This window comes from Pantoea sp. X-Soil-TKNS-1211 (genome assembly GCF_059730495.1).
In genome coordinates this window covers 1,084,158-1,102,695 of the sequence record NZ_AP035953.1, presented here as the reverse complement: position 1 = coordinate 1,102,695, position 18,538 = coordinate 1,084,158, and the positions used below count along the sequence as shown (strand labels likewise).

24 protein-coding genes are annotated in these 18,538 nt (G+C 50.3%); 2 read left to right on the top strand and 22 right to left on the bottom strand.

Annotated elements, in window-relative coordinates; all coding sequences use genetic code 11:
* Position 1 precedes the first annotated feature (1 nt).
* From AC6I8W_RS05140 to AC6I8W_RS05115, 6 genes are all read right to left on the bottom strand, one after another.
* Positions 2-775 (bottom strand): hypothetical protein, encoded by a 774-nt coding sequence (locus AC6I8W_RS05140; RefSeq protein WP_497837257.1) that lies wholly within the window; start codon positions 773-775, stop codon positions 2-4.
* Positions 768-1,130 carry a hypothetical protein gene (locus AC6I8W_RS05135; RefSeq protein WP_497837256.1) on the bottom strand — a complete coding sequence of 121 codons (363 nt, stop codon included), beginning with the start codon at positions 1,128-1,130 and terminating at the stop codon, positions 768-770. The genes AC6I8W_RS05140 and AC6I8W_RS05135 overlap by 8 nt, the downstream gene beginning before the upstream one ends.
* Complete coding sequence (locus AC6I8W_RS05130; protein ID WP_497837255.1) at positions 1,127-4,198, bottom strand: TipJ family phage tail tip protein; 3,072 nt, start codon at positions 4,196-4,198, stop codon at positions 1,127-1,129. The genes AC6I8W_RS05135 and AC6I8W_RS05130 overlap by 4 nt, the downstream gene beginning before the upstream one ends.
* A 63-nt stretch (positions 4,199-4,261) precedes the next feature.
* A complete protein-coding gene (locus AC6I8W_RS05125) occupies positions 4,262-4,786 on the bottom strand; it encodes a tail assembly protein (protein ID WP_497837254.1) in 525 nt (174 codons plus the stop codon).
* Positions 4,729-5,457, bottom strand: coding sequence for a C40 family peptidase (locus AC6I8W_RS05120; protein WP_497837253.1), 729 nt, complete (start codon positions 5,455-5,457; stop codon positions 4,729-4,731). Before AC6I8W_RS05120 ends, AC6I8W_RS05125 begins: the two co-directional genes overlap by 58 nt.
* Positions 5,454-6,158 carry a phage minor tail protein L gene (locus tag AC6I8W_RS05115; protein ID WP_497837252.1) on the bottom strand — a complete coding sequence of 235 codons (705 nt, stop codon included), beginning with the start codon at positions 6,156-6,158 and terminating at the stop codon, positions 5,454-5,456. The genes AC6I8W_RS05120 and AC6I8W_RS05115 overlap by 4 nt, the downstream gene beginning before the upstream one ends.
* 173 nt (positions 6,159-6,331) lie before the next feature.
* On the opposite strand from AC6I8W_RS05115, the gene AC6I8W_RS05110 reads away from it, so the two are divergent.
* Entirely contained in the window at positions 6,332-6,586 is a 255-nt protein-coding gene (locus tag AC6I8W_RS05110) for a hypothetical protein (RefSeq protein WP_497837251.1), read from the top strand.
* On the opposite strand, the gene AC6I8W_RS05105 is transcribed toward AC6I8W_RS05110, so the two are convergent.
* The 7 genes from AC6I8W_RS05105 to AC6I8W_RS05075 all read right to left on the bottom strand — a co-directional run bounded on the left by AC6I8W_RS05105 (position 6,564) and on the right by AC6I8W_RS05075 (position 12,559).
* Entirely contained in the window at positions 6,564-6,818 is a 255-nt protein-coding gene (locus AC6I8W_RS05105; RefSeq protein ID WP_497837250.1) for a hypothetical protein, read from the bottom strand. The genes AC6I8W_RS05110 and AC6I8W_RS05105 overlap by 23 nt on opposite strands.
* 16 nt (positions 6,819-6,834) lie before the next feature.
* Positions 6,835-7,188, bottom strand: a complete 354-nt coding sequence (locus tag AC6I8W_RS05100; protein ID WP_497837249.1) for a phage tail protein — start codon at positions 7,186-7,188, stop codon at positions 6,835-6,837.
* Positions 7,189-7,199: 11 nt separating this feature from the next.
* Positions 7,200-10,229 carry a tail protein (tape measure) gene (locus AC6I8W_RS05095; RefSeq protein ID WP_497837248.1) on the bottom strand — a complete coding sequence of 1,010 codons (3,030 nt, stop codon included), beginning with the start codon at positions 10,227-10,229 and terminating at the stop codon, positions 7,200-7,202.
* Positions 10,230-10,278: 49 nt separating this feature from the next.
* On the bottom strand, positions 10,279-10,734 hold the full coding sequence (locus AC6I8W_RS05090) for a hypothetical protein (RefSeq protein WP_497837247.1): 456 nt from the start codon (positions 10,732-10,734) through the stop codon (positions 10,279-10,281).
* Between the two features lie 132 nt (positions 10,735-10,866).
* Positions 10,867-11,601 (bottom strand): phage antirepressor KilAC domain-containing protein, encoded by a 735-nt coding sequence (locus AC6I8W_RS05085; RefSeq protein ID WP_497837246.1) that lies wholly within the window; start codon positions 11,599-11,601, stop codon positions 10,867-10,869.
* Positions 11,602-11,682: 81 nt separating this feature from the next.
* The gene (locus tag AC6I8W_RS05080) at positions 11,683-12,318 is read right to left on the bottom strand and encodes a P22AR C-terminal domain-containing protein (protein WP_497837245.1); all 636 of its coding nucleotides are present in this window, start codon (positions 12,316-12,318) and stop codon (positions 11,683-11,685) included.
* A 73-nt stretch (positions 12,319-12,391) separates the two neighbouring features.
* Positions 12,392-12,559, bottom strand: coding sequence for an Arc family DNA binding domain-containing protein (locus AC6I8W_RS05075; RefSeq protein WP_497837244.1), 168 nt, complete (start codon positions 12,557-12,559; stop codon positions 12,392-12,394).
* Between the two features lie 124 nt (positions 12,560-12,683).
* Here AC6I8W_RS05075 and AC6I8W_RS05070 point away from each other — a divergent pair, with 124 nt between their 5' ends.
* Positions 12,684-13,124 (top strand): Arc family DNA-binding protein, encoded by a 441-nt coding sequence (locus AC6I8W_RS05070; protein WP_497837243.1) that lies wholly within the window; start codon positions 12,684-12,686, stop codon positions 13,122-13,124.
* A 25-nt stretch (positions 13,125-13,149) separates the two neighbouring features.
* Here the strand turns inward: AC6I8W_RS05070 and AC6I8W_RS05065 are convergent, their stop codons facing one another.
* The 9 genes from AC6I8W_RS05065 to AC6I8W_RS05025 all read right to left on the bottom strand — a co-directional run bounded on the left by AC6I8W_RS05065 (position 13,150) and on the right by AC6I8W_RS05025 (position 18,534).
* Positions 13,150-13,827: a DUF6246 family protein gene (locus tag AC6I8W_RS05065; protein ID WP_497837242.1), complete on the bottom strand. Its 678-nt coding sequence runs from the start codon at positions 13,825-13,827 to the stop codon at positions 13,150-13,152.
* Between the two features lie 33 nt (positions 13,828-13,860).
* Positions 13,861-15,402, bottom strand: a complete 1,542-nt coding sequence (locus tag AC6I8W_RS05060; RefSeq protein WP_497837241.1) for an SGNH/GDSL hydrolase family protein — start codon at positions 15,400-15,402, stop codon at positions 13,861-13,863.
* A gap of 110 nt (positions 15,403-15,512) precedes the next feature.
* Positions 15,513-16,253 (bottom strand): phage tail tube protein, encoded by a 741-nt coding sequence (locus AC6I8W_RS05055; RefSeq protein ID WP_497837240.1) that lies wholly within the window; start codon positions 16,251-16,253, stop codon positions 15,513-15,515.
* 24 nt (positions 16,254-16,277) lie between these two features.
* Positions 16,278-16,661, bottom strand: a complete 384-nt coding sequence (locus AC6I8W_RS05050) for a phage tail termination protein (RefSeq protein ID WP_497837239.1) — start codon at positions 16,659-16,661, stop codon at positions 16,278-16,280.
* Positions 16,658-17,026: an HK97 gp10 family phage protein gene (locus AC6I8W_RS05045; RefSeq protein WP_497837238.1), complete on the bottom strand. Its 369-nt coding sequence runs from the start codon at positions 17,024-17,026 to the stop codon at positions 16,658-16,660. Before AC6I8W_RS05045 ends, AC6I8W_RS05050 begins: the two co-directional genes overlap by 4 nt.
* Before the next feature lie 2 nt (positions 17,027-17,028).
* On the bottom strand, positions 17,029-17,376 hold the full coding sequence (locus tag AC6I8W_RS05040; protein ID WP_497837237.1) for an uL10 family ribosomal protein: 348 nt from the start codon (positions 17,374-17,376) through the stop codon (positions 17,029-17,031).
* A 1-nt stretch (position 17,377) separates the two neighbouring features.
* Positions 17,378-17,611 carry a hypothetical protein gene (locus tag AC6I8W_RS05035; protein ID WP_497837236.1) on the bottom strand — a complete coding sequence of 78 codons (234 nt, stop codon included), beginning with the start codon at positions 17,609-17,611 and terminating at the stop codon, positions 17,378-17,380.
* Between the two features lie 168 nt (positions 17,612-17,779).
* Entirely contained in the window at positions 17,780-18,157 is a 378-nt protein-coding gene (locus AC6I8W_RS05030; RefSeq protein WP_497837235.1) for a DUF7370 family protein, read from the bottom strand.
* Between the two features lie 2 nt (positions 18,158-18,159).
* Positions 18,160-18,534, bottom strand: a complete 375-nt coding sequence (locus AC6I8W_RS05025) for a hypothetical protein (RefSeq protein ID WP_497837234.1) — start codon at positions 18,532-18,534, stop codon at positions 18,160-18,162.
* Between the last annotated feature and the right edge of the window lie 4 nt (positions 18,535-18,538).

The following is an 18,538-nucleotide window of genomic DNA, read 5'->3' as shown; positions in this document are numbered from 1 at the left end:
TTTAATAAACTGACCACGACACAGGATTAAGGGATATCGGAAGCCTGCTAACATCAGCCACCATAATTTGACTTCTGGTAATGGTATCTGCCCATCCGTTAAGAGCTGGCGAGTCGTTTATATAAACACCCTGAGGAACCAGAGAGGTGTATATATTATTAGAAGTATCAAGATGGAAACATTCCAGAAGTGAGCGAGGACTGCTGGATATATCGATAAAATATTTCCATGTTCGCGGGCAAGGCATAGATAATGCAAATGTGCCACTACCAGCGCTGCCTACCTGAGTCCAGTTACTTCCTCCAGTTTCATTACTATGATTTGGATAGCCGGGATCTAACCACAGCACGTTTTTCAACATGAGGAAATTCCAGCCAGAGTCAAATGATAAATTCCCTGAATCATCCCACATTTGAATCCCATAGGTTGAACGGTCGGAAGGAATCCAGCGATCGAAAATGTAGTATTGAAGGCCACTTGCATCAAGGTTGTACCATTTGTAAATCCTGAATTGCTTCCCCGCTACCGTACCTGTGCCTCCTCCGGCTGCGTCTCCTGGTGCATAAAGCGCAATGCGCTGGTTTGAATTAGTTGACCGGAAGAATAGTAACGGCTGATTAAATGCACTCAGGTCAACATCGGCATAACTGATATTACCTGATTTCGCGGGCCATGAACCAATGGTGCCAGATGAACGCAGTACAAAGTTCGGGTTATTGCTGTCAACGACTGAATAGCCGTTATCATTAAAAAGCTGCAAACCGTAGTCAGCCATTATATACCCCGTAATGCACCGTGCCGCCGCCAAAATATGCAGGGATACTGCTGTCATCATTGGCGTAATCGGTCATGTCACCCGTGATGGCAATCCTTATTGTTCCGGATGATGAATTTACATTAATAGCCGGAAAAATCCTTACTGCTGAATATCCTGATGGCGCGGTATAACCGTAAGGCACAAAATAAGCAAATCCGGTCCCGCCATTAAAGTTTATTCCTGAATACATTCGGTCAAACGTGGTGCCAGTTGGTGGTACGTCTATGCTGCCCAGCCACCTGCTCATGATTACCGTGTTGTCGTATTTAACCGTACCGTCATCGTTAAATACCTGCCAGCCAAAATCACTCATGAAAGTTTTCCTATCCTGACTTTCAGAACATTGCTGGCATTCGTGAAGTCCATCCTGTTCTGTGATTTGCTGATGATCCAGCCGCCACTAACGCCATAGCTGGTTGACTGGATGCTGTCGCCAATTTTGCCGTTAGTTATTGACGCATCAGCAATGAACGCGCTGTTTATGAACACCTGTCCGTTAGTGATGGCAAATGGCGTCTGTGCATTCGTGCCATTGTAGACGGCGAACGTATCAGCATTAAAAAGCGCATAGCTCTGGACTGTTGATCCATTCCCTTCAACCCCGAGCTGCATTCCTGCAATCGATGTGGTGCCATTACTGTTCGTCTGAACTTTAATGCCCCACTGAGCTGACAGATTCCCCTGGGTGTCGGCCAGCGCTGTGGCGGTTTCGTTGACTACAGCAGTGTTGTCATCAACTGACGCCTGAATTTGCTGGAATTGTTGCGCATATGCCTTGTCATTGGTGGCGATTGTGGTCTGTACAGTCAGAATGTCAGCCCGGTTTTTACCTGACTGAACCATCTGATGTGTTGTGGTTGAGTCACTGTCGAGAGCGGCCTGTAAGATACCTTCGATATTGGTATCGACCTCCTTCGACAGGTTTTCGAATGTCTCCGAATTGCGTATAGCCTCGTCGATATAGTCAATCATCCCCGGTATATCATCAGACGCCATACCAGACGCTTCCACGAAAGCAGATACCCCGAACGCGTTTTTGGTGCGCACATACATGTAATATGTCGTGTCGGCTTTCAGCCCGTGCAATGTCCACTGTGACGCACGACCGAGGAACTGCGCTTCATCCTCAATCGAAGCAACGCTACTGGCCTGCACTTCGCCGGTGTACCAGAACTCAAACGAGGTATCCGTGGTTGCAGTGACATTCATCACCGGCACGATATCAGCCGAGAATATGCCCGGTGTCCACTGAATAGAAGTTGGCGCAGACGGCGCGCCGATCACCAAACTGACCTGCGTTTCCGCCCCCTTCATCCCATTGCTGTTGCGGCCACGCACACCCAGCGTATAACTCCCCGCGTCCAACCCATAAAAATCATAGGTAAAGGCTTCAGTCTCATAGCTTTTCACCACCGATCCGGCTTCTGTGTAAACCGTGAGTTCAAACGTCAGCTTTTTGGTGGTGGTTGCGGTTTCCCACTTCGCAGTAACCTGGACGGTTTCAGAATTGGTATTGATGATGGTCAGGTTTTCAACGTTAGGCACGCGGTATGCGTTCAGCGTATCGCTGGGCGTTTCAAACACCGCCCCCTCGTCAACTACCGCCTGTTTGTTCGGGTCGTGGCGGGTAGCTGAGATGGTATAAGTAGAGTTGTTCTGATCTTCGGTGATACCCATGATCCGGAAAAGCTGCGTTGCCACCTGCCCCGTTGAAATCGCAAACACAGTACCGTCACGCACCCAGGCCGGTGCAGCGGAAAGCGTGATAACCGGACCGTTAACTGCTGAGATGGTGTGTTTAACAAATTTCCCGTCAGATCCCATGATTGACATCGAGTCACCGCTACCGGCCAGGCTGGTCACATCAGCGTCAACGGTAATTTGTGCACCGCTGTGCGACATTATCCGGCCACCCAGCCGCGTTCCGGCGCGGTTGTTATCCGCAACCTCGATAATATCGCCTGGCATGAAAGCGATAGCATCGCGCGCCATCTGGAATGAAACCTTGCGGTATTCCCGCTTGCAGGACTCAATCAGCCATTTTCCGGCCCGCACGGCCTGACCACGGGACGTACATCCGAACGCCTCCAGCGTCGTTTCGTTGTAGTTATAAAGGCTGATTTGCTCATCATCAGAAACGTATTCTTTCGACGCGCTCCAACCATTGTTCGGGTCTGTCCACGATACGACAACGGCGTTATAGCGTTCGCTGCGCTTCATCGAGCTGTACGTGAATTTACCGTCAACCACGCTGGCATTGGTCACGGCGGCAACCGGGTCTGCCGGATTATCGATAATCATCGAAAATCGCATACCGTCCCAGAGTGCAATACCCCGGCACGCACCGGCAATTTTATCGAGGGTGTCGCGGGCGCTGGAAGCGTCGGTCAGGTATGCGTTCATCGTAATGCGCGGCTCTTTACCACCATAGCCGTCATCAACTTCCTGATCGCAGAACTGGGAAAGGACGTATAACGTGCCGTCATCAACATCGACATAGCCCGCATATTTAGCCAAGCCATACCGTGTGTTTTTCACCAATGCACGAAACAGCCAGGCCGGATTATTCGTCCATGCCGACTTAAATCCACCGGTCCAGATCCCGGTGTAAGTACGTTCAATCGGGTCGTAATTATCCGGCACATCAACAATCAGACCGCGCAGATGATAAGTGCGGGTTGGTGTGTCTGTGTACTGGTCGCGGTCAACAACACACCCGGCAATAGCGGTATACGGGTACGACAGGCTGTCATCGGTGATTTCCGTATAGCTGTTCCATACGGTGCCGTTATTAAGGAGATCGCTGGTGCTGTCAGCGGTAATTCTGCGCAGGCGAATATCAAACGGTTTGGTTTCCGGCGCGTCAATCAGATGCGCTTCCAGATACTCCCCCGAGATTTTCCCCGTAATGGTCACAGTTTTAGCAGTCGACCATGCCGCCGTACCGGTGCGGGTCTCTATCACCATTGTGACCGACGTGTTTTTCTGGTTGCCCTTTGAGTCCTGCTCAACCAGCGATGACACGCCAATATTCATACGAACCCGACTGACATCTTCATCACTGACAGTACGCACAAGGGGAGTGTCATAAGTCACGTCAGTATTAACAATTGTTGTTGCCTCAATGGTGTCAAATCCGGTGATCGCCGTCTGAGTCAGACTACCGGGACGCCAGGCGGCACTGACACCGTTAATTGACACATTACCGCTGGAATCGGTGACAGGAGTGTCATTGAGCATGAACGAGGACAGGTAAGTCTGATCAACCGGTCCGTAGATCGGCCCCTCTGACAGCAAATCCAATACCCTGTAAAATTGTTTTGATGTGAGATTGTCATCAACCAGTTTCGGTGTGCTGCCACCGCCGCCGCCAGAACTCATGTGAGCGCCCCATAAAAAAAAGCCACCATAAGGCAGCCCTGAAAAAGAATGATTTGTTGGCTATCAGCCGATTGAGATATCCCAGTCTTCATTGTTGCTGGTATCAATGCCGAGACTGGCAACATTCGATCCGATAACCATCTCGCCCAGCAGAATCGGAACCGGACTCCCCTGACCTACCCGGTTTTCGGCACTGGTAAATGAATTGTTGGTGATGCTGTTCGAATCGTTTTCCGATGAACTGGCGGTTTTCAGCGTGGATGTCATATAAAGCGAGTAGGCAACCGAAGCGACCGTGACTGCCACCATAATCCAGGCCGCAGCCGCAGCCGTAATTGCCCCTTCAACTACCGGCACAAACAGTACCGCTGCACCGTCTTTCAGATGCCGGTCCATATGAAATGCCAGGCTGTCGCTGGACACATTACCGCCATCGATGCGGATACGCAGACGGGTTTTATAAAAATCACGTTTGAATGCGGGGCATTGAGCCAGCAGCAGGCGCAGCCCCTGAGAAGGGGTATCAACATTTAAAGCGATCTGGCGGAAATGTCGTCGTAGATTCCCCGCAAATCTAAAGATGAGCATTGTTCATGCCTCCAGATGGAATGGATCAGCGGTACGTAAATGGGGCGCAACTGCTCCCGGCGACTCAGCCGCCCATAAACCTCATGATGGAGAATGGTGTTATTCCCCAGCCATATCATGGCGTGGCATGGGTCCGCTTCGGGAAATGCGCGCCGGATAATGACATCACCGGGCTGGATATCTTCAGCGTCAACTTCATAAAATCCGTTGGCTGCCATGTTTTTTAAATACAGATTTTCGCCGCGCAGCCACCATCCGTTCGTGCGCTCAAAATCAGGCAAATCGATGCCACAGAGGTGATAGGCATCCCGAAACAGCGTATAGCAGTCCGTGATGCCATGAACGAACCGGCGGCCCAGCAGATGCGGAACGGGACGGATTTTGCGCAGCAATTCGGCGCTGGCCAGCCACCAGTCAATATCAGTGACAATCTGTGCAGTGCGGTCAGCCGGTGACAGCACAGGTTTTGGTTTCGGGTGAGAATGAAAAACGGCGGTGATTTCTCCCGCTGCCTCAGCGCTTATCCAGTCCTCATCGCTTATCCTGAAATGCTGGGATGGCTGTGGGTGGACATTCTCACAGCGGATAAGGCGCGCCTTATTGAGGATCAGGCCGCACACCTCATCATCGGAAGAAGCAGCGTAGAGAAGGCATTCATCTTCCAGCGTCATGATACTTTACTCGCGCCCGGATATCCCCCGTAGGGTTTAACCGCTGGCGCGGGAAAACGAAGACGGCAACCGCTGAGGTGTTTTGAACACCGGTCTTTCGTTGTATCCGATGTGGGCTGATCGAACTCATCAGCCACTGCACCACCGCTATAGCCGCAACCGTCACCCCGATAAAGCCACTGGCATACATCAGCAAGAATGGTCCGACCGGGGATCACCGCGTTGTCCTGGTCTACCGGTGTGGAAAGGTTATAAGTGACCTGCTCGGGTGTCTCTTCAGACATTTCCTCCACGGTATAACGGGACACTGCCTCCATCGTGGTATCTGCATCAGGATTCCCGTTCGGAAAGTTTACCGCATCAAGATGTTTTACCAGCACCTGCCGGCGGGTCAGTATTGCTCCGCTTGCATCATTAAAATCACTGTTGATCCCGGTAATCAGACCGTCCAAGTTGGCGACAGCCATCGTAGGACGGGCATAGGTTCCCTCGGATTTGGTTTCGAACCCCTCTACAGCAATCGGATAGGCTGAATAAGCATTCCCCTTCCATATCACATTGTTGTAATAACCGTTTGTACCAGAGTGGAAGCGGATCACATCGCCGCCAAATGCCTGAAGGTCAAGCTCGAACAGATCGAGCATCGCGCCAACACCGGCATCAACGCTTTCGATAATTAGTTCTGCTGGTATGTCTCGCATGTTGCACCCATAAAAAAGGCCGCCATACGGCAGCCAGTGATTAATTACTGATCGAATATCAGGATGTTGCTGATTTACTGATAAGGATATGTTGAGTATTCAGCCCGTCCATGTTTGGGGCATGGGCGTAACAGCAATGGGGGATGGCTGATTACCTCTGGATAAGGAATAAAATGGCTAATCAATTAAAACTTGAAGATATCTTAGCAGCGATGAATGACACAGCTCGCAAAAATTATGCACTCACTGAGCTTTTGGCCCAAGCATTCAGCGCATTCGTGGTATCGACTGATAATAAGAAAGCTGTTGCTGATTTCATCAAGTCTACAAGCAGTAGCGAACAAATGGCAGATGCCCACAAACACGCGCAAACAGCACTACTGAAAATACTAGACTCAGTTGAAGTCACGCCAACTCAGAAGCACTGATTCGCGCTGGGCTGATATGCACAGAGCCAGGCTCAATTTCAAATGCGGTCAAATTACTTTTGGCCGCCTCTTCACCGAGTTTGTACAACACTCCACCCGGGCGGCAAGCATTCTTAATCGCTTCTTCCGCAACATCGCGCATCATCTTTGATAGCTCTTCTGCTTTGTCGTTGGACAAGGTCAGGTTGGCTACCGCCTTCTCTAAGTCTGCTACACGCTTTTCTAAAGTCATGATCTTCTCTCCTGAGTTATCTGGGTACTTGCTCAAACGTCGCTGTTAACTCGTAATAATTGCCGGTTTTAGTCATCGACCAGGATCGGCACACAAAAAGCGCCTGGACTCCAGTGTCTGAAGGCGTCCAGTAAAATGAATCTACCGCCATCCGTGCTTTAATAAAGGCTTCGGCTTCTTTTGCCACATTAGGCCGGGAGCACTTTGTATCGTCATAACCCACGAATTTAAGCGAGTAGCTGTCCATCAGCGGATTGATGCCTTTGGTCTGACGCTGTTCATAGCCATCTCCGAGAGACACAACGGATACGTTCGGTTGCCTCGAGACGGTGTAAGCCTTCTGCGGTGACCATGTGAAAGTTTCTGGCATTGGATTACCTGCTATTTACGAAGGACGCCACCAGGCCGTTGCTGGTCTTTCATCATCTTCAACATGTCAGTGGACCATGCTTGCCTTAGTTGCTTGACGGTGTCGCTATCAATTCCACCTGTCGTGTTTAGGGTTAAGTTCATTGTTGGATTGAAAGAACTACCACCCCCCGACCCGCCTATGTCCCTATTGCTTATCACCGAGCCGTTATCACCGGGGATCATGTACTGGCTACCATTGCTGGCCTTGAAGATTTCAGGCTTACCGCCCTCGCCCACCTTATACATGCTGTTGGCGCTGACTGTGCCGCCGTGTTCGCGAGCACCAGTGAGTGACATTGCCTGGGCAGTTGTCATTGCCGTTGTGAAGCCCGTCATGCCCGCTGCCGCAGCTCCTCCAGATGTTGCTACAGATGCCGCCATTGCAGCAGGTGACCATGCTGCCAGCAGTTCAGCTGCTGCGGCTGACCCGGCAAAAACTGATGCTGTCAGGGCGGTTGCGGCGGTTGCCTGGTTACTGGCGATCGCAGTGGTCTGCGCGGCCTGGCCCATGACAGCCGATTCAACCCATCGCACACCCATCTCGACCAGACTGCTTACCAGGCCATTGAGGACAGATGTACCAAGGTTGGCGAATGCTTCCGAAAGGCTTTGAGTACCATTCAGAAGCCCGGTGATAGCGTTAGTGGCTCCGCCACCCAAAGACTCAATGGCTGTTCCCAATAATGCGTTTGAATCACTTTGCGCTTTGTAAATCTGCCACTGAGCGGCGATCCGCGCCTGCTCATACTCAGTGTTGGCAGCATTCATAAGCGCCAGCCCATTCTGCGTCAGCACGCCCTTTTCAGTTTCGAATTGCTGGATGAGAGCCAGTTTACGGGCGTTCTCATTTGCAAGTTGCTGGACGGGATCAATTGCGCCTTGGGCATCCTGTAAAGGTGAAACACCGGAATTTTGCTCTGCCCGGATCTTGGCTAAATTGACCTGGTGCTCTTGCTCCAGCGCCTCAGATGCCGAATTGTATTGCTGTTGAGATATAAGCAGGTTTCCTTGCGCATCCTTAGCATCTTTCAACATGTCCAGTTGAGATTTCTGCGCGGTATAGTCTGCATTCTCTTTAAGTTCAGGGATCGCGTTTCGCGCCTTTATTGCCGCCGCCGTATCCCATATCGCCGCAGCATAGCTTCTTGCCTGCTGGATCTGATCGGCAGTAGCCCCTTTACCTAATGATTGCTCCGCACGGAGCATGGCTTGCTCCTTGCTTAAATCCTGAGTTGAACCAGCCGCCAGCTCAGACTGCTGTTTCAGGTTTGCCAGCTTTTGTGCAACGCTTTCCTGCTGGTTAGCCAGCTGCGATCCACTCTTTTTCAGCTGCTGCTGAGCCTGGACATTGTTATATGTCTGTTCGGCCTCATTTTGCATCTGAAGAGCTTGGGGGCTGTCATCAGAAAATCCTGCATCCCTGGCCTTGTAAAGTGCCTGTAATCTGGCACGAGCAGCACCCTGCTTCTGCGAAAGCTCCAAGTCCCGTTCTGACTGCTGTATCAGGTTCTTCTGCCCCTGAGTAAAATTATCCCTTTCAGCCTGCAAGGATTTCAACTGACCTTCTGCTATCGACGCTTGTGATGATAGTGAAACCAAGCCCTTAACAAACGCTAATAGCGCTTTAGTTCCCTCAGGTGTTGTGGAGGTAAATGTTTGGACTCTTGAAATCAAATCCCTTAAGGCTTCCGGTGATTTGGTTTCGGCAACACTATCTAATCCTCTCGCTAATTCAAACGCCTGTTGCTGAGAGATATCGAATTTGCTGGATATTGCTCCTACTGTGTTAGTCATGCTGTTAATTGTTGCTGAAAACCCACTTCCGGCATTATCAGCCTGCTTTAACGCTGATTCATAATTTGAGGTGTCAATTTTCAATGTTTTTAATGCTGATGAAAAAGTTTCAAGAGATGCATAACCTCCCCCGATTCCACTAATTAACGCATCACCAAATGACACAATAGATTTTGCGGCATCGCTCATTGCACCTGGGAGTTCAGACACAGCCTGTTTATATTCTAAAACGGCCTGATTTCTTAATATTGTTGCCGCTTCTGCATTCGTCCGAGCCAATAATGCATATTTATCAGAAAGCGCTGCGACTCCCCCCTGAGAAATAGAAATTACTTGGTCCAACGCGTTTGTGGCAGCCGCCAAATTTTTCATTTTATCTTCGGCATTACCCAGCGACTTAACCAGAGTTCCTACCAGCACGGATCCCAACGCGATTATCGCGCCGATAATGGCACCGCTCGGACCGAATGCACCGGCCAGCTGAGATCCCTGCTGGCTGAATGCCACCAGTGCAGACTGACCGCCCTGGACCTGGACAATGAAGTCCTGCACCTGGTAACCGGCTTGCTGCATTTGCTGACGCCACGCCCCATGGCTTTTGGTGCCCTGATCGACACTGTTTTTCATGTCGAAAAGCTGGCCTGTCAGTTGACCTATCTTCTGCTTCTCCTCATCAGTAGCAGCAGAACCGGCCCGCAACTGTGCAGCCAAGACAGCCGCGCTACGCGCCCCATTCTCGCTGGCCTCTTCCAGAATGGCTATCTGGTTGCCCAATCCCTCGATGATAGATTCGGCGCGTGAATACTCCCTTGATGCCGCCGCCGTGCTGCTGGATGATTCTTTCATCGCGCTCGCCATAGAGTTCACCGATGAAATCAGTGTCTGCATGGCGGCATTCATCTGTGTCAGCGTCATGCTGGCGGCAAGAGAGTTTGTGTTGGCCTGGCTGATGGCTGTAGCTACAGCAGAAAAGGTGGTATTCAGCGACTGGAGGCTACCATCCATTGATTTTGCATGACTGGTGATCTGGTCCAGATTAGAAGCTGTAGATTTTGCCTCTTTACCAAGATTATCAACCGCTTTCCCGGTGTTCTTAGCGCTCCCGGTCATGTCAGACAACGCAGATTTAACCTCATTGGCACCAGTCAGGAGTTGGGCAGTCTCCAGTTCAACGTCGTAATAAATCTGACCAACCTTTTCTGACATACTTATCTCCGGGAATAAAAAAACCCCGCCGAAGCGAGGTCTATGTTTTTCATTTGATGATTAGCGATTTTGGTATATCAGGTAAGCCCTTTTCGTGCCTAACCTTATTTACATTTTTCACTAAATATCTTTTTACTTTTACTGGATACCCAGCACCAGAGCATGATGCGGCGATTATTTCCTGATCTAGTGGTTTGTCGTCGGAAAAATTTTTATCTGTAGAAATTGCCTTCGTTTCACCATGCTTATTTTTTGCCAACATAACTGAAAATAACTGGTTACCAGTGTATGCCCCATATGAATTTTTCGCATTGACTAATCCGCAATAAAGGCTGTTCTTATCCGTCTCGGGGAAATCTCCATGCTCAAACTTTGCAGAGTATGGATCCTTTAGGCTGTCCTTAACCGTTGACTCAACTGCTTTAATTTCATCTGAAGTAAGCTCTCTGGCATGCAATGGCATGCAACATGCCAACATTACAGTTAATAAAACTATTTTCTTCATATCCCTATCCCCAAAAGTAATGTTCTGACAAATCCTAAAGGGAAAGTAATGCAAAGGGAAGCAAGAAACCCGCAGTTAAGCGGGTTGATAGATTGGCCGGGATTTCGGCTGATTGGCTGAAATGTCAGCCGATTAAGCAGCTACACCGCTGATACCAAGCATTTTAGAAAGCTTAGTCAGGCCCTTGGCTGTAACGAGCACTTGCTCAACCACTTTCTCGCTGCCGTCTGACCGCTCAACCGTAGTTACCTTGTGCTCAAGAAAGCCGGACTGAATACGATCCTGATATGCCAGCCACGCTTTCCCGCCAGCGCGCCGATAAATCCAGTGATTTTCCGACATCATTTTAAAAAGAAACTTTGGCTGAACCTGAAGATGCTTGGCGGCGTTGGTGATGCACATACTCCCATCTGCTTTGGCAATTCGGTCAAGCGCTTCAACATCCGGCTTCATCTCTTCGACCTTATGCTCAAGGGCGATAACCTTTTCACTGTAAGTAAGCAGCGTGCCGCGCAGAAACTCCGCATCATTAAGTGCTGCCATAGGGTCGAATGCAGGAGCAGCAATCTGTTTCTCCAACTCCTGCCAGCGATCTACCAGTTTTGCGGTGAATTCCGGTGAGAGTTGCGCCACCACAACAATACTGTCACGCTTGCCCTTCTCACCTTCAAAAACATAAACTTTCGTCACAACGCCATTAGCCGATTTCTCCCCATCCACCATTGGTGGCTTGGATATCACGCCAGCGGCGGCCAATCTTTCGATGGCACGTTTCACACTATCGTGGCGACTGCCAACCAGCGCGGCAATTTCCAGGCTGGACATAGTGACAACTTCACTCTGCACTGCTAAATTACCTGTAAGCATTAAGTGATTCCTTCTGCTTAGTTAGTGATGACCGCCAGTCCTACCTGGCGGTTTTTCTTTTTGCGCCATCCCATGCGCCCATCAATGAACTCCCTGATTACGTAAAATCCTGAACATGCCTTCAGCGTTACTTACCGCGCGGTCGCTTTTGTCGAGATGTGCAGCCTCACGAAGCAAAGCCTTGCGCGTCTCGTCGGTGAAGTAACGGGTTTCGTGAGCCATGTCGTAAAGCGTGCCTGAGAAGTTTGAACCCAACTCCTTCATGGCCGGGTAAAGCGCCTTGCTCATACGCTGAGTTTTCTCCATCCACAGTTGCATGTAGCAGAGGTGCACAATCTCTTCGTCGCTGAACTGTTTGGCGATCGGCGAGTGTTCAACTTCACGATCCAGAATATCCAGCACCCAGCGGCGGAACTCTTTAGCAACTGGGGTACGGGCAAACATTGCCAGCAAGTGAGCGCCCCGAAGAGAGAAAACTCTCACCTTCATACGGCGAGAAGTACCGTTAATACCATTGGTCACTGATTCAATGACCATTGTCATTCCGGGAGAAAACTCATCGCTATACTGGTTGAATAGGTTGGTAACTGACTTGGTGCTGTTGTAATGAAGGGCCTTAGCAACATCCGCAGACGTCAGCCAGATACCTGACATATCTGATACTGGCGTCAGGTTGATACCGTGGAAGTTCATTTCGGTTTTCGCTACAATGTTCATATCGTTAATTCCTTGCTGGGGATTTTCGGTAAATGAAGCCTGACGGTCTGACCACCGTTGGGCTTCGCTGTTTTTATACCTCACTGCACTCACCCCCTATCAACCCGTAAGCCTTCCTCAACTGGTAAATCAGTTCGGTGTTGAACTGACGACACTGCCGCTCACCATTGCTTTCAATTGCGCGCTTAATGTCGTCAGGGATACGAATCTTGCGCTGATACATATCTTTTGCTTTTTCCACTTACCTTCTCCTTTGGTGCCCCACCGTGAGACAAACCAAGTGTCACACCGTGCGTCATTGAAGTCAACCCCACCGTGGGGCATAATTTTAGAAGTTGCTAATTTCTTCTAACACTGGAGTTAGAATGAGCCGTGAAGACCCTCAATTCAGAATCAGGCTACCTATTGAATTGAAAGAAAAAGTAGAAGATTCAGCAAAGACTAACGGGCGTTCTTTGAATGCAGAAATCGTGCATAGATTAGACATGAGTTTCCTAAGCGAGATATCAGCTGATGAGCAAATTTCTGCTGTTGATGCGTTGGAAATAATCAATAAAGCCAAGTACGAGCTTGCAGGAATTGTGTTCCAAAGAACCTTTACTGAAATTAATAAGAAGATTCGCATTGGGCACGCATCTTTCCACGTAGACCTTGATGATCTTGAGCTTGATGGCCTAGAGGTTGATGATTTTTATACGATTTTAGATCCGACATTCTCTCGTTTAAAGGAGTTGGGTTACGAGGTAATGGAAAAGTCATTGGATGCCGGTGGCTTTTTAGTCGAGATACCCAACAATAAAGAATAACCATCATAAAGCCCACCTGAGTGGGCTATGCAGCCTTAGCCAATTTCCTCGCCTTCTTAGCCAGGTAATCATCAGCCACCTTGTCATACTCTTCGCGAGTGAATCCTTTCTGGTCCGGGTACTTCATCGCCATCATCATCTGGAATTCGGTCATCGTCAGCTTCTCAGCCTCTTCCCTGCTAATCCCGAAATGACTTCTCGCAGCATTGATATATTCGAATGCGACAAAGGATGCGGTTCTTTCTCCTGTCTCATTGCGTTGCAACTTGCGCACCTTTGCTTTACCGATGATCCCATGCGCAATGAGTGATCTGGCAATGATGACCTGCTCATGGACAGGCAGCGCGCCCTTTTTGTAGACCATCGCCCACCTGCCACTTTTGCCAGGACGAAGCTCGCCAATAAGCGCAGATGCATCAGTATCACAACACGCCTGTATCACGCTCATTGCCGCATAAATAACCTGCTTTGAGAATTGCGGCGCGGATACATGCTTGATAAGCCATACCGGTACGCCGCCATAGGCTTTTATCGCCCTCTGTATAAGTGGAGATATTTCGTCGCTGTGAAGATGGTAAAAGGCTTGAACGATTTCTTCAGGATCGCCAATGCGTGACATATTGGCGAAGGACGGACGCAGGAAAAAATCTTCATCACCGAAGCTGAGAAGGCACTCGCCAATTTCTTTCAGTGGAGGTGTCATACTTACCAACTTTTTCTACTCATTTCTGATATGTCATGAATAAAAATCCTGTGGTACATCACCCACGCTCATACACACCCTGTCGAGATAACAAAGGCTTCCAGATACTGACGTATCAGCCGTGACGCGGATTGTGAGTGTGGTTGCTGTAGCAGGAATGGTCACCACCACAGATTTCCAGATAAAGCCATCACGCCCACCAGTAGGGATACCGTATGGGGTCGAGTTATCTATCTCAGTGATTCTCACCCTTGCGGCTGTACTCGACGTGTTACTGCTCGGTACGTAGCAGCGGAGGGTCAGAGTGACTACCTTTCCGGCCAGCTGACGAACCAGCGCAGCGGGGATGCTCTGTTCTAAATAAGCCTCTGAGGTGCCTGTGCTCGTGGCCTGCACACTCCATGTTCCTGACTCAAACAGACCTGGTGTGGTGTTCTGCACAAGCGTCACACCGGACATACTCCAGCTGTCAGGTGCTGCCCCTGTATCAGTCCAGGCGCTGAAGGCTCCATTCACCAGGAGGTTCTGCCCAAACTGTAAGCCGGGACGGACATGCTTAGGCACAAGCGGCCAGTTAAACAGATTCTTCGCCAGCTCAAATATCTTATCGTCGCCCACAGCTCCAGGGTGAACTGTATCGCGTACCAGTGTGTCCGGGACAATCCTGTACCACTCTTCAGGTTTGCCAGCCTCCAGATACATCTGATGTACATCCAGCACACTGAATCCAGATGCTATCCCTGCCTGGCGGGCACCTACACTGCGGTTAGTGCCTGAGTCGGTTTCTCGAATAGGGTTCTGAGACACGATGATTACACCCGCTGATGGATGGAACCCTCGGATGGTATAAATAGCGGCCATGTCCATACCTGCCTGCGTGTTGGCGCTGGCGTTTCCATCGGTATTGTGCCCGTGATTGAAAATGATTAAGTCGGCGTTACTTCGCGGGTTGAATACAGCCTGGAGACGGTTACCCATCAGATAAGTTGGCTGAGTACCTGCAAGAGCACCATTATAAAAATACAGGGTTGGCCCCTGGCCCCACGTCAGTGTGAAGGATGCGCCTGTACCTGAACCGTTGGTGCTGCTCTGTGCTGCCGGGTTGGTCGGCAAGCCACCTGCATCAGCTGCGCCAGGGGCTAAAATGGATACAGAGGTGATTGCGCCGGATGTTACACCAGTCACATTCAGGGTTACCCCACCATCGAGATAGATGTGGTCAGAGGTAGCATAGCCGCTACCTCCTGATGCGACAGTGGCAGCAGTAACTTTGCTCTTTCCTGTCTGAAGGATCTGGACGGCGTTGTAAAATGAAGGCACCACATCGTAGTAGCGCACGGTGTAGGTTGGATACTGCTCACCCAGCCAGACTGCCAGCTTATACAGCCACTTGTTGTAATACGTTACATTGTCATAGTCACCGGTAATGCCGGTGGAATCAGAGTTGCAGATAACGGTTACATCACTTAGCCCGGCACGCATATTGGATATTAATCGGTATGCGCCCGACTCGATCCCTGTATCTAACAGATTGAGTTGGCTTGCATAGAGTATTTTTCCATCTTCAAACGGCATTTCATTCGCCCGCGCTTATATGCGGCGCACTAAAAGTGCGCCCCATGTAACTAAGAAATGGCAGAGCTACCAAGAACAAAATCAACTCCAATCTGATCTTGGCCGGGCGTTCATGCCGTAACGGTAATCGCTGAGGTAGAGGTAAAGCTGCCATCGGTGGTTGTGGCGGTGATGGTTGCAGATCCCTCCGTATCACCGGCCACCATGCCGGAAGAATTCACCGTGGCGATCGCCGGGTTGGAGGATGACCAGGTTACTGCCGGGTTGGTTGCATCAGAAGGCGCGATGGTTGCTGTTAACTGAATTGTGGCACCTACAGCAACTGATGCGGTAGATGGTGAGACGGTAACACCGGTTACTGGAACGTCTTCAGGCGTGTCGTAAGCCTGAATAGTTGACGCATCACCAACCTTGAATTCGGTTGAGAATGTCACGATGTCATTGGTGCCGCCGTCTGAACTGAGCGCGGTGATCACCATATAACCCTGGAAGGTGACAGGACCGAATTCCATGCGAACCCAGAGACCAGGCTGACGCTTAGCTGCAAGCTCAGTGGCAAAATATTTGATGAATTTGCCAACACCATACTGATCCAGCTTATCCTTTTTACGCACTTCACCTTCAAAGCTGATAGTGAAATCGGCATTGGTGATGATGCTTTCAACATAGCCGCCGCCGTCATCCGCATCACTGGTTGTGGCGTTTGGGTTGAAGTCGAAAGTTTTACTGGTGCCTGCCGCCAGCGCCTTCCATTCTGACTCAACAGGGACCACGTCACTGCATCCGTCAGCAACTTCAAGCACAACCGCGCCACCGAACAAACGTTCGTTGCTGTTCTGGCAATTTGCCATGAGTAATTCCTCTTTGACGTTTAACTAATCGCCGTAGGTGGCGACGAACTGAAGCCGATAGACCAGGCGGCCTTCGGTTGTAAGAACGGGGGCCGGGATGCCGCCGAGGTTTTGCAGATAACCAACGCAGTTATCAGACATTGGGTTTTGCTGGACGTAGGAGATGATGGACTGAACCACTTCATCCACCACACCGTTACCCCCCTTGGCGCCGACCACATCCAGCAGGACGTAATATTCAGCACCAAGTTGGTTGCGCACCGCGCTACCACCATTGGGGCGAAACACCATGAATTTATCTGATGCTGTTCCGGTGTCATTCCAGACAAGCAACTGCGTTTTAAACCCGTCTGTCAGGCCTGCATCCACAAGGTAATTGCGCACCCGCGTGTGCATTGGAGGGTTCAAAGCGCCATCTCCTTCTTGATCGCCGCACTGATGGCATCACGCGAATCTTCGAAGCCCTTAGTCAGAAACTCTTTCTGAGCGGTTGAGCGCCTGAAGTTTTGCGGGATGTTGGGGTCGTGGACGTAGACGGCATAGTTGGCCGAATAACCGACACGCCCAACGATGCGCGTACCGCTCGCTGTTACCTCACGATACTGGCTATTAAGTAACGTCGATGTGTCGATTGGCGTGTAAAGCGCAGCCTGAGATGAGCCGATGATCAGCACACTCTGGATGGCACGCAAAGCCTTCCGCCCCTGAATGTCATCGATGACCGCATCAAGGTTTCGCTTGGCTTGCTCGACGCCGCGTATTTTGATGCCCATGGCTACACTCCAGTGATTATGGCCCAGTCATCTGAGATGCGATCAAACGTGTCAGCGTACTGAATTGATTGCATTACCTCATCCGCGCCAGCAGCAATCGGGTCAGTCTCAGTTGATGATCCGATCAGGATGTAATCGCCGGTATCGGCCAAGGCGTACTCGGTCCAGATAGTGTTTTTCACGACCTTTTCAGCACCGATATCACCCAGGCGTTTCGACAGACCGCCCTGATAGTCACAGGCGATGACAATCGGAGCATCAAACACCGGATCGCCATAATAATTGGTTGTGCCGGAGCGCTTCCAGATGGTCGCCTGAGCCGTGTATGACCAGTTGGCTAATGACGACATATCAATCCTCAAGCACTTTTGTAATGAGTGCCGACTCAATGGTTTTAATGCTGATATAGCGATCGTTACCGACGGGAATAAAAATGCAGGATGGATTACCGCTTGTGATGCTCAGCAACGCCTCCATTGCCCAAGGATTGCTGGTCTCGCCGCTGAAGTTTTCTTGGTCGCCCGCAATATTGCATTTGATGTCAAAAAATACCGCTATCAGTTTTTTGCCCGTCACAATTGCCATGTCATACCCTCCAGCCGATTACAGTGGGCTTTTCGGCTGCGATACGGCGACAGTTAATTACCCATTCTCCACTGCCGTTGATATACCCGGTTGTTTCGCGCCCGTTAGACGTTTTCACCCATACCCGCTCAAACGCTTTAGGTTTCTGATCTGCCGGTTTCCATTCCATCAGCAGCCCCCCACCACGTCGAAGAAACCTACGCTCGCGCCAACATCAATCGGCAACGATGAAGTGCAGCCTGATTTATCCAGTGCTGCCAGCGTATTCCGCATGGTTTTTATATCGCCGCTGTAATCGAAAGACCGGGACGCCCCTGAAGGCGCTGACTGTGATTTAATGCGCTGGCTGAATGCAGTTACCGCCATGAGGGTTACGGCGTATACCTGAATCAAAACCATGTCACACTCATCGTAGCCAGCCGCCTCCAGGCACTGACTGATACTGTCCAGCTTGCACAGGTAGGCATCAATCATGAAATCGGGCACGGTGTAACCCAGCGCAGATAACTGCTGTTTCACCTGCGCTGCTGTTATCTGCACTGCCATGATTACTTATCCTTGGTTGGCTCGGTTTTGGTCAGCTCAGCGAGCTTAGCCTCTGCCGCATCAGCGCGCTTGCCTTCAGATTCCAGAGAAGCAGCGTGCTCCTTATCTTTGACCTCTGCCGCATCCTGCAGGGCTTTAATCTGAGCGTTAGCGTCATCCAGTTTCGCCTGCAATGCCGACGTGTCACCGGATGAAGGCGTTGCAACCTCGAAAGAAGTCAGCTTATTGCCTTTCTTCTCTTTGGTTTCAGCGGCCTTGCCAGATGCAATCCAGCGCTTAGCTGTCGCATCATCAACTTCCACAATTTCACCAACCTCCAGTTTGCGGAGGTTGGCACCGGCATGCAGACTGCCTGAGGTGATTTCTACCAGTGCCATGTTT